Annotated in this window: 16 protein-coding genes; 5 read left to right on the forward strand and 11 right to left on the reverse strand. The window is 37.1% G+C overall.

What is annotated here, in order from left to right:
• Positions 1-57: 57 nt before the first annotated feature.
• Both QM481_RS18060 and QM481_RS18065 read right to left on the reverse strand, forming a co-directional pair.
• Entirely contained in the window at positions 58-2283 is a 2226-nt protein-coding gene (locus QM481_RS18060; protein WP_283382759.1) for an FG-GAP-like repeat-containing protein, read from the reverse strand.
• 299 nt (positions 2284-2582) lie between these two features.
• Positions 2583-2993, reverse strand: coding sequence for a hypothetical protein (locus QM481_RS18065; protein ID WP_283382760.1), 411 nt, complete (start codon positions 2991-2993; stop codon positions 2583-2585).
• A 463-nt stretch (positions 2994-3456) separates the two neighbouring features.
• Here QM481_RS18065 and QM481_RS18070 point away from each other — a divergent pair, with 463 nt between their 5' ends.
• From QM481_RS18070 to QM481_RS18085, 4 genes are read left to right on the forward strand one after another with little or no spacing between them, the layout of a single operon-like run.
• Positions 3457-4716, forward strand: coding sequence for a YdcF family protein (locus QM481_RS18070; RefSeq protein ID WP_283382761.1), 1260 nt, complete (start codon positions 3457-3459; stop codon positions 4714-4716).
• 31 nt (positions 4717-4747) lie between these two features.
• Entirely contained in the window at positions 4748-5641 is an 894-nt protein-coding gene (locus tag QM481_RS18075; RefSeq protein WP_283382762.1) for a hypothetical protein, read from the forward strand.
• A gap of 30 nt (positions 5642-5671) precedes the next feature.
• Positions 5672-8992, forward strand: a complete 3321-nt coding sequence (locus QM481_RS18080; RefSeq protein WP_283382763.1) for a SusC/RagA family TonB-linked outer membrane protein — start codon at positions 5672-5674, stop codon at positions 8990-8992.
• Between the two features lie 33 nt (positions 8993-9025).
• A complete protein-coding gene (locus QM481_RS18085; protein WP_283382764.1) occupies positions 9026-10552 on the forward strand; it encodes a RagB/SusD family nutrient uptake outer membrane protein in 1527 nt (508 codons plus the stop codon).
• 358 nt (positions 10553-10910) lie between these two features.
• Here the strand turns inward: QM481_RS18085 and QM481_RS18090 are convergent, their stop codons facing one another.
• Positions 10911-11258, reverse strand: coding sequence for a winged helix-turn-helix transcriptional regulator (locus tag QM481_RS18090; protein ID WP_283382765.1), 348 nt, complete (start codon positions 11256-11258; stop codon positions 10911-10913).
• 106 nt (positions 11259-11364) lie between these two features.
• Here QM481_RS18090 and QM481_RS18095 point away from each other — a divergent pair, with 106 nt between their 5' ends.
• Positions 11365-11724: a DoxX family protein gene (locus tag QM481_RS18095; protein WP_283382766.1), complete on the forward strand. Its 360-nt coding sequence runs from the start codon at positions 11365-11367 to the stop codon at positions 11722-11724.
• Between the two features lie 197 nt (positions 11725-11921).
• Here the strand turns inward: QM481_RS18095 and QM481_RS18100 are convergent, their stop codons facing one another.
• Genes QM481_RS18100 through QM481_RS18135 form a run of 8 tightly spaced genes read right to left on the reverse strand, consistent with a single transcriptional unit; the run spans position 11922 to position 16519 of the window.
• Positions 11922-12647, reverse strand: a complete 726-nt coding sequence (locus QM481_RS18100) for an NRDE family protein (protein ID WP_283382767.1) — start codon at positions 12645-12647, stop codon at positions 11922-11924.
• A gap of 35 nt (positions 12648-12682) precedes the next feature.
• Positions 12683-13189 carry a DinB family protein gene (locus QM481_RS18105; RefSeq protein ID WP_283382768.1) on the reverse strand — a complete coding sequence of 169 codons (507 nt, stop codon included), beginning with the start codon at positions 13187-13189 and terminating at the stop codon, positions 12683-12685.
• Complete coding sequence (locus tag QM481_RS18110; protein WP_310589674.1) at positions 13186-13800, reverse strand: YceI family protein; 615 nt, start codon at positions 13798-13800, stop codon at positions 13186-13188. Before QM481_RS18110 ends, QM481_RS18105 begins: the two co-directional genes overlap by 4 nt.
• Complete coding sequence (locus QM481_RS18115) at positions 13730-14446, reverse strand: hypothetical protein (protein WP_283382770.1); 717 nt, start codon at positions 14444-14446, stop codon at positions 13730-13732. Before QM481_RS18115 ends, QM481_RS18110 begins: the two co-directional genes overlap by 71 nt.
• 7 nt (positions 14447-14453) lie before the next feature.
• The gene (locus QM481_RS18120) at positions 14454-14909 is read right to left on the reverse strand and encodes a DM13 domain-containing protein (protein ID WP_283382771.1); all 456 of its coding nucleotides are present in this window, start codon (positions 14907-14909) and stop codon (positions 14454-14456) included.
• A gap of 31 nt (positions 14910-14940) precedes the next feature.
• Positions 14941-15639, reverse strand: a complete 699-nt coding sequence (locus QM481_RS18125) for a Crp/Fnr family transcriptional regulator (RefSeq protein ID WP_283382772.1) — start codon at positions 15637-15639, stop codon at positions 14941-14943.
• A gap of 41 nt (positions 15640-15680) precedes the next feature.
• Positions 15681-16064: a DoxX family membrane protein gene (locus tag QM481_RS18130; RefSeq protein ID WP_374760918.1), complete on the reverse strand. Its 384-nt coding sequence runs from the start codon at positions 16062-16064 to the stop codon at positions 15681-15683.
• A 5-nt stretch (positions 16065-16069) separates the two neighbouring features.
• Entirely contained in the window at positions 16070-16519 is a 450-nt protein-coding gene (locus QM481_RS18135; protein WP_283382774.1) for a YHS domain-containing (seleno)protein, read from the reverse strand.
• Positions 16520-16547 lie beyond the last annotated feature (28 nt).

The following is a 16547-nucleotide window of genomic DNA, read 5'->3' on the forward strand; positions in this document are numbered from 1 at the left end:
AATGAATGTATTTTTCAATATGTCCCAAATCAGCAATCCCATATCCCCCATAGTTTCCTAAAGACTCATTTTGGTATTACAAATAGGAATCTCTGTAGACTGGCTTGGGAATAGAGTCGTTTTGAGATATACTTTGGTAATGGTATTGTCTCCTTCTTTGATTTTGATAAACTGATTAGGCTTTAGGTTTTTGAAAACTTGCTTTTTGCCTGTTTGAGCCCATGTAATTTCAAGCTCATCAATTGAATCACTTTGTCCAATACCTATTTCTCTTCTCAAAGCAGATGCACCAAAACTTCCTCCTGAATTTACATCACGATAAACAACCCTTTTTACTCCTTTTTCTCTGAAGGTAACTTTTACATGCGAACCAATAGCCGAACGATTGGTTGTGGTACCTTCTAATTGAATATTAATCCATCGGTTATTATTCTGCCCAGGATTCAAATACAGCGAATTGTTGTAAGAATCACCAACATAGGCGCCACCCACTTCAATGAAAATATCACTATCTCCATCGTTATCAAGGTCATTGATTGCTACACCATGTCCTTTTTGCAAATTACCTACTCTGCCCGAAACGGTAACATCGGCAAATTTTCCATTACCCATATTTCTGAAAAGTCGGTTGGGCACCAGAGATTTATAATCAGGATTGCCTGTACCTAAGTACATATCCAAATAACCGTCGTTGTCAATATCTCCAAAATTGGAACCCATCGTAAAGACAGATTTATTGAGATTAGCTTCTTTGGTTACATTTTTGAACGTTCCATCATGATTATTGTGATACAAATTCATCGTACTAGCTTGATTAGGAATCCCTAAAGCTTCAGTTGCTGCAGTGTATGGAATCGAGGTATCGAACTGATAACCACATACAAAAATATCTTGCCAGCCATCGTTGTCATAATCCCAGAACCAAATCGGAAAGGTATTAATCTGAATATCATTTAATCCTGACTTTTCAGTAACATCCTCAAACTGTGGAATATTATTTTTGGTGCCTGTATTTTTGAGTAAAGTTCTTCGTCCTCCAATGCCCGAAATAACAATATCCTGAAGCCCGTCATGGTCGTAATCTGCAGCACTAACCCCTTTGACAAAGTCGATAATTTGACATTTGGCAATAGCAGCCACTTCGGTAAAAGTACCGTTTTTGTTACTGATGAATAGCTCACAAGGGTTATACTCATTCATTCCCCCTGTTTCGTTACCGATAAACAAATCTAACCAACCGTCATTATTAAAATCACGCCAAACTCCAGCCTGAGTAGGATGTTCAGAGAAAAGTCCGCTTTCTACGGTTACGTCTGTAAAGGTATTGTCACCGTTATTTCTGAGTAAAGAATTGGCTTGTCGACCATAATTACCCATCCATGCGCCTCTGAGTACGAAAATATCCAAGAATCCATCGTTATTATAATCAGCCTGAATCATGTTTAGACCACCTTTAAAACGTCCCAAATCAGATATGACCGAACAGTCCATAAAACCGCCTTTGGTATCATTACGAAAATAATGCATAGCGCCATTTAGTCCCCAATCAGAAGTAACAATATCCAGATAACCATCATTATTAAAATCATCAATGAGGGTTCCACCAGCCATATTTCTTTTATTGAGTCCCAAATTTGGAGCAATATCAGTGAATGGTTTTACAGAATAGCCTGAATTATCCTTATCTAAATTAGGTATCAACCATTGTTGAGGCACTTTTGCAGGATATTCACCAAGTGTCATATAGGCAATGTTTAACAACCACATAGATTCATAATCCTTTGGATTTTGCTGAAGAAGCTTTTGATAAACCTCAATGGCTTTTTGTGAACCTGTTTTGTTTTGATGAACTCCCGCGTTTTTAATAGGTAAAATACATGATTCTGCCGAGTGATTACTGATACAATTTTGACGTTCTCCCATGCGTAAATACGCGACTGCATAGCTTTTCAATATCTCAGAATAATGTCGATGGTCTTCAGTTACAGCATATAAGATTTTCTCTAGCGCATTTACTGCTTCTTTTTCTTGACCCATTTTTAGAAAACCATTTGCTTTAAAAAAACTCGCTTGTAGCCTCATTCCTGGATCAGGATGCTTGGTAGACAAAGAATCAAAAAAGACAAACTCTGCCTCAGGGCAAAAAGAATTTTCTTTGACAAAATTTCTATCATAAGTGTCTGATAAATACTGCACCATTTGGTCATTTGAACTTGACACCAAGTAGCATGATTCACTAATAAAAATAGTAAAGCATAGATATAGGTAAAATTTGAATTTCATGTTGATAGGGATTTGAAAGAGTACCTTCAACCCACTTGTATCAAGGGAAATAGCTGTTTTGTTTCATAAAAGACAATACCTTTTTCATCGACTGTCGGTCAACGACACTCAAGGCTGGAATTGTTTTTATATGACTTGACAAAAACTACTTTTTATTCAGTGAACTACAAGTTTTATCGTTGAAAGTTTGAATAGATAAAATAAAATTCCCCAAAATCATTGTACGCTATACCTTTCAAAAAGTATAGACACAATAATTTAAGCCTAATGTAAAATCATACATCAGAAGAATAATTACCTTAAACAGAAGCCATTTCGGGAGGATTGAAAATACTTGAAGTATAGTTGTTTTTATAGATGTAGCAACCGTAAAATTGATGTTTAATTTTCAGGTGTAGGCCATCAGAGATGGTTGTAAACGTAGGTGTAATGCTTTGTAAATAGCTTGAAGATAGAGACTTACATAATTCTAAAGCCTTTTTGAGTGGCGTACTTTTGCTAGAATGATTATCTGAAAACTGTAAACTGAAGTCGTCGGAGAGAGACTGATACTTTTGTTTGGCCTTATTGTTGGTCTTGATTTTGGTATAAAGCGTATCGTTTGAATAGTGTTGTTCAATGATGTTATAAAACTCGCCTTGATACTCGATTAAGCCTTCATGTTTCGTCAAGTTGGCAAAATCTCCACTGTAGGGGAGTGCAATGGGCATCTTTATTTCAATCCACCCGTCATTTTTGGATATAGGACTTGCCTGTTGAATATTCTTTTTGAAAAAAAGCAACACCAAGCTAGTGCTAAACATATTGTATAGCAACAAACACAAGAATGTTATGCTGATGGCTCTTTTCAATAAACAAGTATTAGAGGGATTCTTTCTATAACAAAAGTAAATATTTATTTCTTACAATTTTGAGATGATTACAATTAAATTAAGCCATTGAGTAGAGATTTACGGTTTTCAAAAGGGCATTTCCTTAAAATTGAATTTATTTTATATTTTCTCCATATAATAATATTCATAATTTCTTAATCTAAACTTGTTTTTCACTTGACAGACTTGGACTGAACCTGCTATTACTTTTGCCCTCGAATTACACTTGATGCCTTTGAGCAAAGAGGTTATCCGTTTTCTATAAATGCTACCGACAATTTGAGGTGTTCGGTTCAAAATCATGAAAAAAACTATATTAACAATCCTTTGTATGTGTGGATTGCTTTCAGCAACTTTTGCACAACAAACGATAACTCCTGTAAGTAGCCAAACGAAAGAAACCAATTGGGTTCAGCGCAAAAACTACTTATTCTTGACTTTGTTGGAGGAATCCAAATCGCTACGTTTACAGTTGGAAGCAGATGAAGTCCTGCAAAAACTGGCTACTCAAAAAAACTCACAACTTTCAGAAGCACTCAAAAATTGCGCTTCTAAGCCCGCTTGTTTAGTCGAATCGCTTCGATTTTCAGAAGAAGAAATCAAAACTGTATCGCTTCGCTTGTCGCAATTATGTATCAAAGGTAGTTTGTTAGAAAATTTGGTAAAACAATCTTTAGCACCATCATTAGCTTATGGGAAGATTGAAAATCAAGATGTTAATGCTTTATTGCAAAAAGCTTGGACGCAAGATGCTCGTGGTGTAAACTGGACAATCGGGGTATATTTGGGTGGTCAAAAACCGAATTATCCGTTGATAGATTCTATTGCTTTTGATATTACCAAAAAAGGTTATTATCAATTGGTGGGCGACTTAATCCGCGCGATTCAGGCAACGGTGAGTGGCTCAAAACTATTCTTTTTACCGTCACTTTCTTCAGCTTTGTTTGCCCTAGAGATCAACGAAAGAGAGCAAATTGCAGACTACGAACCTATGGCGAGTGGTGTCAACAAACCCGTTGTTGACCGACTAAAAACGATTGCTTGGAACAAATATCCTTATTCACTGATTTTGGTGCCTGGCGCTGGTCCTGACGTAAAAGATATGCCCATGAGTGCCGAAGGAATGATGCGTTGTCGTGTGGCGGCTGTTAGATATTTCGAAGGAAAAGCTCCTCTAATTGTTGTTTCAGGTGGCAAAGTTCATCCTTACAAAACGCCTTATAATGAGGCTATTGAGATGAAAAAGTATATGGTCGAAAAGCTTCATGTACCTGCCAATGCCATTTTGGTAGAACCACATGCGCGCCATACCACAACCAATATGCGTAATACCTCTCGATTGATTTTTCAATACGGAATACCTGCTGATAAACCTTGTATTACTTCAACCTCGGTTTCTCAAAGTCAATATATCCATGAGTTGAATTTGGATAAACGTTGTGAAAAAGAATTGGGATATGTGCCGTATCGTAAAGGAAAGCGTATTTCTGAAACCGAAACTGAGTTTTATCCATTAATTGAATCCATGATGTTGAATTCATTGGAGCCAATGGATCCGTAATAGGTCGTAACACTTCATTCATCTCTATTTTATGCAAGTTTCTTTATTAATCAAATACCCATTGATGATGGGATTGTTGGCTATGTCTTTTTTGTGGGGAGCAAGTCAATTACCTGAGATTAATCTTCAGGCAGAAAAAACATTTAACCTTGATTCTTTGGGCGCTGGACAAGGAATCAGCCGTATTGGAAATCAGTATTTTGCTTATGGTGACCGTGAAATTGGGGTAATTCGTGAGTATAAGCGTGTTGGCGATTCGTTGGCGTATCAGCACAATGAAATAGCCTTGAGTATTGATGGGAAAGATGTAATTGGACATCCGACAGGAATAGCCTATCATAAAGGATTACCAACTTTTATTGGCAATAGCGTGCGCATGAATCCTGAAGGAACACAATGGAAAGCTGTTATTTACCAAGTTGATTGGAAAGGTTTACAGACTACTAGAAAGCTTGATAATAATCTTATCTCGACTATCGAAGACGATGCTTGTATCCAAGGTACTCGCCCCGAATATGTACAATACAAAAAGCAGTGGTATGTAGCTACCGCTGATTATGGTAATCGTAAAAACGAAGTACGTTTATATAATCCGTTAGCTTTGGCGAAAGCGCAAAAGACCTCCGAAAAAGGAGTTTTATACAAAAGGTTTTCGTGTGGAGCTTTTGTACAAAATCTTTTATGGATACCCGAAAAGAAAATACTGGTTTTGATTCAAAATCAAATTGAAGGACGACGCTGGCGCTTTAGTTTTTTGGATTTTGAAAAGTCTATCGAAACAGGCGAACAAGTCGTGCTCAAAACAATAGATATTGACAAAGCCGATGAATTAGAAGGTTTTACCCTTTCAGATAACCCTCTTGAAGGCTTTGCAGTGACCTCTTCACGCCGTATGAATACTACATTTATCCGCTTACAATGGTAATGTATCACAACAAAATTTAATCTCATTTTTATGCAAAACATTTTACAAAAACAGCTTGTCCTGAAGGCATTATTATGTTTGTGCCTTTCGGGTTCAATGGCTGTTATGCCAACCCAAACTGTGATGTCGGCATCGTTGGGCAAAATGGCAAATCCTGTTACAGGAACCGTGACTACGTCCAAAGGTGAGCCTTTGGCTGGCGTAAACGTGTACGACAAAATCTCAAAAAAAGGAACTGTTACCGATGCCAAAGGTAAATTTACTATTCAAACTACAGAAGGCTCAGTATTAGTTTTTTCTTTTGTAGGATTTGATAGTCAGTTAGTTACTGTCGGAAAGGCATCTAACTTGGCGATTCAGTTAGTAGAAAACTCACAAGAGTTACAAGAAGTAGTTGCGATTGGTTACTCGACTGTTCGCAAGAGTGATGTAACGGGTGCTATTTCGAGTGTGAAAGCCAAAGAATTAAATCTTACTACACCCACAGTTGGTCAGGCTTTGGTAGGTAAAGTAGCTGGTGTGCAAATTTCACAAGTGAGTGGTGCACCTTACGTAAGTACAAAAATTCGTGTGCGTGGTGTAGGTTCTATCAATGCTAGCTCAGACCCATTGTATGTGGTAGATGGTTATCCAGTAGGAAATGACCTTTTTATTAATCCAAATGATATCGAAAGTATTGATATTTTGAAGGATGCGGCTTCGGCAGCCATTTATGGTTCAAGAGCTGCTGGCGGGGTAGTATTGATTACAACTAAGCGTGGAAAAGAGGGTAAAGGGCAATTTCAATATGATGTGCAATATGGGCTTAATCAATTAAGCAATAAAGTAAAGTTGCTCAATGCCGAGCAGTTTACCCAATTATTGATTGATGGTCACAATAATTCTTACAAAGATTTAATCTTAAATTCTGGAAAAACATGGACAGATGCCATGTATTCTGATGACAATGCAACTCGTGTCGCAAAAGTTGGAAATGCTTCTTCTGTGAGTTTACCGCCAGATTTGTATGATTTTGCTAATCAGAAAATGATTACGCCAAAGTACAACACCGATTGGCAAGATGAGCTTTACCAAACCTCTATGGTACAGCGCCATAATTTGTCATTCACAGGTGGTAATGGTTCTACTCGTTATGCCATTAGCGGTGGATATTTGAGTCAGCCCGGTATTATCAAAAGTACTAAGCAAGACCGTATCAACTTCCGTGCAAATGTAGATGGACAGGTTAGTTCGAAGTTACGTGTAGCTGCCAACTTGGCTATTACGACCAATGAAAACCGTGAAGTGCAAGAAGGTCGTTTCAACCAAGGACCAATCATGGGAGCGCTTATTTATATGCCAATTTTCCGGGCGTATAATGATGATGGTTCATTGAGAAAAAATGAAGCTGCTGGTCTTTCAGCCAATTACGCCTACCAATCCGTTGAGAACCCTGTGGCGCTAGCGACTGAAACAAAGATTTCGAGAAAAGGCGTAAGAGGTACATTTAGTAGTAATGCTTCGTACCAGATTTTACCAAGTTTGTTGGCTAAAATTAACCTTGGGTTACAGACTTACAATGAGAAATACGAATTTTATCAACCAACAACTTTAAGTAATGGTGCTAACCCTCCAGGTTCTGCACAAGCAATTGCAGCGGCCAATGCAGTGGCACAAACTCGTTCAGAAATGGATAAATTGGTGGAATATACCTTGAATTTCAACAAGCAATTTGACGGACATTCGATTGGTGCATTGGCAGGTTATTCGGCGCAACAACTAGATGTTGATGTGATTAGTGTAACGGCGAAAGGTTTCCAAGATGACCGTATTCCAGAAATTACAGGTAAAGGTGCTGATGCTACCAATTTTACCTTGAATGGTGCAACTGGTAAATCAACCACTACTTTACTTTCTTACTTAGCTCGTTTGTCTTATAACTATAAAGAAAAGTACTTCTTAACAGCTTCTTATCGCCGTGATGCTTCTTCTCGTTTTGGTCCACTAAACCGTTGGGGTAATTTCCCTTCAGTATCTGCAAGTTGGGCACTTTCGAGTGAGCCATTTTTTACTGAAAAATTTGGTCCTGAAACAAGTCTAAAACTTCGTGCTAGCTGGGGATTAAGTGGTAATAATAATATTGGTAATTACGGTTTTGCTCAAACGATGTCAAGCCCAACAGGGGTTGTTTTTGGGAATGGAACGGTAGCGTCGGCGGTATATCCGAATGCCTTGCGTGACCAAAGTTTGGGTTGGGAATCTACTTCACAATACAATATCGGAGCAGACTTGGGCTTATTCAACAATCGTATTTTCTTGATGGCTAACTATTATTTGAGTCAGTCAACAGATTTATTGTTTAACCAACCAGTGTCAGCCGTATCAGGAACATCAACGATTTTAACAAACTTGCGTAATTCTAAAGTTCAAAACCAAGGTGTTGATTTACAGTTAGATGCAAGAGTTGTTCAAACGTCAGATTTCCGCTTAAACCTTTCTGGAAACTTCTCGCTTAACCGTAATAAAGTATTAGACTTAGGTGGTGCTAATACCATTTTGACTAACGGAGCAGAACGTTCATACTTGACACATATTACTCAAGAAGGTCAGCCAATCGGGATGTTTTACGGATTCAAAGTAAAAGGTATGGTTCGTGAGGCAGATATGGCCAACATTGCAGAGGATAACGCCAATTATAATGCAGCAACTCAGACTTATACTGCTGGTTATAAAATCAAAGGACCAGCTCGTTCTACTGCTTCAAGTAATCCTTTAAAACCAGGAGATTTGTATTTTGAAGATACCAATGGCGATGGCGTTGTGAATGATTTGGATAAAACAGTCATTGGTTCTCCTTATGCTAAATTTACGTATGGTTTTGCGATTACAGCTTCTTATAAAAACTTCGACTTTACTTCATCTTTCAACGGGGTTTATGGAAATCAAGTGCTTGATGGGCAGTATTATTATACTTTCAATATGGAAGGTTCGGGTAACCAATATGCAGATGCTGTGAATCGTTACCGCTCAGAAGCTGAACCTGGTAATGGTATGATTTATCGTGCTTCTCGTGGTGGTACACAAAGTAACAGTACTCGTTTGTCGACCTTCTATTTGCAAGATGGTTCATTTTTGAGATGTACCAACATGACCTTAGGATTTACGATTCCAGACAATTGGTTGAAAGGACAAAAAGGCTTGAGTGGTGCACGTATTTATCTGGCAGTAGACAACGCCTTTACGTTGACCAATTACAGAGGTTATAACCCAGAAGTAGACTACAACAACGGCGCAAACCTTACGCCAGGGGTAGATTATGGAAAGTATCCGCTTGTAAGAGCCTATACTTTAGGAGCTAAGTTGACTTTCTAGTCTTTTGTAGAAAACTATTTTAAAAAGAGAAAAATGATTAAGAAAATATCACTTTTGGCACTTGTAGCGCTCAGCTTAAGTGCTTGTTCGGACGATTTTGTAATGCAAAACGACCCGAATGCCGTAAATGCTACAGACTTTTTTAAAACCGAAAACGACGTTTTACAAGCGGTCAATGGCGTATATCAGTCTTTGAGAAGTTCAAATAACATTGGTGAAAATAGTGGTTTATATACCGACGAACGCTCAGACGATGCTGGTCGTAATGATAACCAATCAAATGCAGGAGAGCCATTTCAGTTTAATGACTTTTCAATTTTACCTAGTAATACTTACTTGAAAAGTCATTGGTTAGCACTTTACCAGACTATTTCTCGTGCCAATCAGGTGATTTCAAATATTGATAAGGTAACATACACCACAGCAGCTAATAGAGATATCTACAATGCAGAGGCGAAGTTTCTTCGTGCTTTAATCTATTTTCATTTGGTTCGTAAATGGGGTGATGTGCCTTTGGTTATTCAACAATTAAATACAACAACTGATGTAAAAAACAGCACTTTCCGTGAAAAGAAAGAAAAAGTATATGATCAAATCGTAGCTGATTTGAAAGAAGCTGTAAATTCTAACCTACCTAACCACCAGTCTGCATCTGACAAAGGTCGTGTGTCAAAAGCTGCTGCTAATGCCTTGCTTGGTCAGGTGTACTTGACTATGGCAACGACCTTAGATCAGGCGAATCGTGGGGCAAATTTAGGAAATGCTAAAACTTATTTGTTGGCAGCCTACAACATGAAGGCATTTACTTCATTGAAGGATATTCCTTATGCAGATGTGTTTGATGTAGCCAAGAAAACTACAAACCCTGAAATCATTTTCCAGATTGTTAGCAAACAAGGTGATCCAACGTATTCGTCTTCAATCGCAGCCAATAACCAAGCAAAAGGCGAAACGCTAATTTCTCTTAAGCCAAGTAGTGGTGTAGGAGGTAACGTAAAGGCGGACTTAGTAAAAGAATACGAATCGACTGATTTGCGTAAGGATTTCTCTATCAAATATGCCAACGATGCCACGGTGAAAGATTGGTATATCACCAAATTTAGAGATGTAAGTTCAGCCGCAGGTGCTAATGGTTATGGTGGAAACGACTGGCCTTTAATTCGTTATGCAGATGTGATTTTGATGTTGTCGGAAGTAAGTTTGTATTTGGGCGAAGAGGCTAACGCGATTATGTATCTCAACCAAGTACGTGAGCGCGCTAAATTACCGACCTACGAAGTTTCGAAATTAGACCCAACATACAGTCAGAAATTCCCAACCTTGAAGTTGGCTATCTTGCACGAGCGTCGTGTCGAGTTGGCGTTCGAACACCATCGTTGGTTCGATTTATTGAGATTCTTCAATGCTACAGAGTTAGTTAACTACATGAAATCCAAATCGCAATCAGATTATGGAACAGCCAAAGTTTCTAACTTTGGTACAAAGGACTATTACTTCCCAATTCCATTTGATGAATACAAATTAGACCCTGTGAAAATGTACCAAAATGCAGGATACTAGTTGTTAATTGTGAGTGGTGAATTGTGAATTATCTTTTGTCCTTGCCTAAACATGAGTCATCCTAAATTTAGTGATTATTTTTAATCTAGATGTTACTAGTAGAGACGCAATGCTTTGCGTCTAAAGAGATGTCATGTTGGAATATAGTATGTAAAAAGGTGGTCGAAATGAGTTTTTCGACCGCCTTTTTGCATAAACAGTACAATCGTTCACCTTGTTGAATCCCAATAAACACAAACAAGAGGTCTCTATTTTAAGTTATTCCAAAATTCGGGATGACTCATATAGCTAAAGTATTTAAACTGATTGAAAAAATAATCGCTCAAACACTCAATTACTAAATCACTAAATTTAGGATTTACACCAACTCCATTATACGCTGACGGTGTTTAACACCCCATTGGTGCATGGACATGACTACTTCTGAAAGCGTTTCGCTGTATTCTGTCAAGGCGTATTCTACTGTGACGGGTTTGGTATTACACACTGTTCTGGATACCAATCCATGACTTTCTAGTTCCTGTAATTCTTTCGATAAAATTCTAGGGCTAATATGTATTTCCCGAGAGAGCTCATTAAACTTTCGAGGACCATGTCTCAAGACTGAAATCAAGACTAATTTCCATTTTCCTCCAACAACATCTAGGGTATCTTGAATAGCTAGTCTTGCTTGTTTGCAAGATTTAGCTGTACGAATCTCTTCCATCTTATACTATTGTTTTTGATACTACTATCTATTTTGTAACTAATAACAAAAGTATAGTATATAGATTTAATTTTGTAAAAAAATAAACAAAATTATGAACTCGACGATGAATAAAATTATTACTTGGGGCTTAACTATTTTAGTAGCATTTGTATTTACTGGAAGTGGATTATTCAAACTATTTGGTGGTGAAGGAACTGCCGAAATGGCCAAAACTTTGGGAGGACAAGCGCATCTTACCTTTCTTGGAATTTTAGAGTTAGTTATTGTTGTTCTTTGGTTTATTCCAAGAACTGGCGTTGTAGGAGCCTTGTTAGGAATGACTTACATGAGTGGAGCCATTGCAGTTCACTTTGTGAGTAATCAGCCTGTTGCTATTCCTGTAGCTATTGAGGTTTTGATTTGGATTGCAACTGCGGTAAGATTTCCTGAAGTAAAAAACCGTCTATTTAATACTGCTGCTTAACATGAGTCATCCCGAATTTTAAGATTAGGATTATTCTCTAAATTTTCATCAAAAGGCGGTCGAAAAACTCATTTCGACCGCCTTTTTGCATACTATATTTCAACATGACATTTCTTTAGACGCAAAGTAATGCGTCTCTACTAGTAACATCTAGATTAAAAATAATCACTAAATTTAAGATGACTCATGTTTTATCACTATTGTACTTCATGTTCCATAAAAACTCTATAGTCATACGTTTTTTCTTGCACTAAATCTTCATAATGAATCGTAAATTCTTCTTTGGTGATACTGTATTGAGTGATAGAAATGGTTTTTAGTTGATTGTCAAAATTGACTTTAAGATTACTTTTTGCATGACCTTTTCCACCCAAATGATGGAAGCCTAATAAAGATTCTTTATTAGGAATTTCTTGTAAAAAATCATTAAACCAAGCCTCTCGTTGCTGAATTATTTCAGGTGAATAAAGGGTAACGGATGACCATATATGTGCAACGTTGGCTTCTTTTTCTTGATACAAAATTTCCTCACCAGTCCATCTGATTTCATGCAAAATTCGTTCTTTTTGACTTTCGATAATTACTAAAGTAAAAGGTTCTATTCCATTGAAACTGTAAGATTGAAGGAAAAATTGAACTGAATAATATTCAAAAAAATCTAAGATTACTTTGCCACGACTTTGCCGATAAGGAGGTTTGGGGGTATGTTTTTCAACGCCCCCATTCAGCAAACAAAGTGTAAAGTTTCCACAACTTCCAATCCAAGTTCCGTCTCCTTGGGGATCTTTTGGGAAAAACACATATTGCCCTCCAAGCTGATATTTTTTGGGTGGTATAGCCAAAACTCTTGAGACGGCTTCGTCTCTATTGGATGTTAATATAAATCCTTGATTTTCAGTTGGAAAATAAGTCAGTACGCACATGTGTATTAATGCAGAATATGAATGTAAAAAAATACTTATGCCGAAACACTTTCTCGATATTTAATGGTAGAATATGCTACGCCAAAGCTGTAAGGCAATGAAACCTCAGGGAAATTTTCTTGAACTCCAATGCGAACCAACGCAAAATGGTGGATAGAGTGCTCTATCAAATACACCAACTCTCGTTGCACATTAGAAACGACCATTTCTGGAATGACTTCATCGTAATAAGTAGCTATCAACATTAATTTTTGAGCATCAGATATTTCTAGAATTTGAGCTGAAATATTTCCTAAACAATCTAGCGTATAGGCTATATCGTTTTCAATTTTCATATCTCTTTTGCGAGCATCATAGTCAATAATTCCGTTTTTTAGACCACCAATAAAGCATTGAAAAAACTCAACGGTATGGCGTATATGTTGCCCCAAGCTACCACCATTAAAAACTGTCAATGGTTGGGTATATTGAGATTCATCCATAGCGGATAACAAATCCTCTAACTGCTTGATAATCTCCAAAGAAATGTTTTTGCTTCTCATATAACGATGGTATTTAGGGTAACAAAAATCGTAACAATATCACCTAGCAACGCACTAGACTCTCCAATGCTAAAGTCTAGCCGATTGATTTGAAAGGTCGCTCTAAATTGCCCTGTATTGCTGGTCTGAATGAAGTTAAATGGAATTTTAAGGCTCTTAGTTTTATTTTTAATAGTTACCTCAAAGGTTCCTAAGTATTCATTTGCTTTAGCATCACGTTCAACTTGAGTACAGGTTATTCTTATTGTAGGATATTTTTCTACGTCGAAATACTTTGTTCCTCTCAATGTTTTGTCCCGTAAGCCCAAATCTGTGTCTATTGTTCGGGCTTCGAGACTGGTATTCATACTTGTCTTGGATAATTGATTGGTGTCAAAATATATGGAGCTATTCAAACCTTTAAAACTACCTTCCGCAGTGGAGCCGAAGGCATGTTTGACTTTAAAAGTGATAGTATTAGAAACAAGTTTCCAGTTTTGAGAAAAGGCTAGATGACTAAAAACCATTAGTATTCCTGTAAAAATACTTTTGTAATACAGCTTATTTTTTATGACCAATTTGGTAAGATATTGCCAAAAATGGTTGCAAGATTTTGTGTCTAAAACGGTCATTTTCAAAGGTTAGTAAACGGTCTGTTTTATATTCTAAAAACTGAAAACTTACTCCTGAACGTAAACTCCATTTGGTGTTGAGGTGATAGGAGGCATAAAGTTCAGAATTCAGACTTCCTAAATCGCTATCGCTAATCAGTAGTAGATTGAATGTACTAGGTTTAGCTACTTGCGTGGTATTGTTGAGAGAGGCAGATTCAGCAGAGATAAATTTCCCAGTTTGATTCCCTCCAAAACTTACCCCAATCGCATCGATATTAAAGCCAATATCAAATTTTCTAAAACTATATTGTAACACTATTTTGGCATTAAATGAACCCAATGCCGTTTTTGATAATCGTAGAGTATCGATATTTCCAACGAGGTCATCAGAAAAAAGTGCAAAAATACTAGACTGTCCAGAGGTTAAACGGGCGGGCGCTGTTCTGTAATTTTTTTCACCACCCAAAAGAGCATTAGCCCTTAATCCCCAACCTATTTTAAATCTTTTATTTTGTCCCAAAGCATAAAGTTTCTGGTACGAAAATGATGGAGCAAATGACTGCCCAAAAGCGACTGAAAAATCAATACTTTCTTGTTTTTGAGCATATTGACCATAGCTTGCCAAAGCGTAAAACGATAACAAGACTAAAAGGATTTTTTTCATAAAATGGTTATTTGAGTTCTGCAACACCAAACAATACAGAGAAGCTTTTACACCAAATCAAAACATGATTTTGCTTCGATAAATCAACGCCTTTGGGAATCTCATACACGATATTGCCGTGTTGTACTTTGTCCGAAACCTGAATGAAATTAGTCACTGCACGGTCTTCGGCAAGGTATATCCGTAAGTCTGGTCCTGCATCTGTTTTGAAGTTCTCCAATACGAGGGTATAATGCTTTTGAGTCGAATCAACCAATATTTTCGCAACCCCAGAGGTTTGATGAACTGCATTCATGAAGTTTCCTATCAAAACCAGTTTTCGGTTGTTAGTAAGGTTTCGGGTACTGATACTATCTAGTTTTTGCGGAGTGGATGAGGTTTCTTGTTGCATTGGAGCAACCTCTTGTGTGCACGCAACAAGCCAGCCTCCGACACATAGCCAGAGGATTAAATATCTAATCATAAAAATTCAAGGGAGAAGATTAAGTCAATTATTAGCTTTTTACACCCATATAATTAGCTGCTACGCTTGTCTTTTTGAGAATGATTTCAGTTCGAGAATAGTCTAAAATCCCTTTATCTTTAAACTCATTGAATAGCTGAGTAACAGTTTGGCGAGTGCTACAAATCAAGCTTGCTATGTCTTGATGTGTGAGGTAATTGTGAAGCACAATATCCTCATCTTGCTGGGTGCCTTCTTTGGATGCCCACTCGTTCATGAAACTCATAAATCTGGTACGGACATCTTTGAACATCAAATTGGCATATCTGTTTTGTAACCTTTTAAATCTAAAACCTATCCATTTTGTATAAGATAGCCCTAATTGAGGGTTTTGCTCAAGGAGCTTTTCGAAATCCTCCATTTTAAAGCTACAACAAATCACATTATCAGATACTGCTACTGCATATTCATCGGTGTCGGATTCGGTGAGGGTAAACTCTCCAAAAATATCACCTTTTTGAATAATATCTTTAACGATTTCGTTGCCTCTATCATCTACTTCCACAATTTTCAGTGTACCTTTTTTCAAGAAATATACTCTTACAGCTTCGTCATGCGAGAATAGGATGATTTCGCCCTTCTTTGCAGTTTTGAAGTTGGTAATCATACAAATTGATTTTAACTCGGAGGAAGAAAGCACACTAAAAAGTCTGTGGTCTCTTAAATACCAATATTTTGTGTCTAAATTCATAGGTATTTGGGGGATTGATGATTCCCAAATATACAAAAATGCTAAAGCATTGTATAAATAAATACTTTAAGAGTACTCCGTGTTTGGTAAAGTGTGTAAATACAACCAATCAGTGCGACAAGAGCCATATAAAATAGTTGCCCACGATCGTCCATTACTTCAATGCCCAATATAAGCAGATGTGTAAAAATAGCACCAATCATAAGTCCAATACCTAAAATGGCTCCCCAAAATGCTTGTCGATTAAGTAGTAGTAAAAATGAAGCTAGTAGTTCTAATACACCAGTTCCAATACGCCCCCATGGTTCCAATCCAACACTACTAAAGATATATACACTTTCAGGAGCAGCCGAAAACTTAAAGAACAAGGTTTGGAGCATGATAATAGCAGGAATTATTCTAGCTAAGAGATTTAAAGTTTTCATAAAGATTACTTGAAAATTTTGTTCCAATTTGTATCTGCTTGTTTCTTTAACTTTACTTCATCTTTCTTCCAATCATCTAAAGTATTTGAGAAAAAGTTCTTGTAGAACAAGTATAATTTCCCTTCATAAATACGATAGTTTTCTGGGTCTACTTCAACTTTTTCGCCTTTAGCTCCCATTGCATAAGCGCACCATCCTCCGTAAGCAGGCTCATATTTTTCAGGTGTTTTTTTGAAGGTTTCCAAATTATTGGGATTAGCAAATCGGTAATTAATACCTTCATAGTTGTACGTCAAATTTGCTTTTCCTTTTAGAGGCTTATTTGAAAAATAGCTAACAGGATCATAGCCACTGATTGCTGTGTTTTTTTCAAGTAAAAAATGTTTTTGTCTGGTATTCTGTGCATTAACTACGATTGAGAATAGTAGCAATGCTATGCATAATATGTTTTTCATTTGTGTTCTCTGTTTGTTTATGATACAA

It is taken from the genome of Flectobacillus rivi (assembly GCF_030056655.1).
Classification (GTDB): Bacteria; Bacteroidota; Bacteroidia; order Cytophagales; family Spirosomataceae; genus Flectobacillus; species Flectobacillus rivi.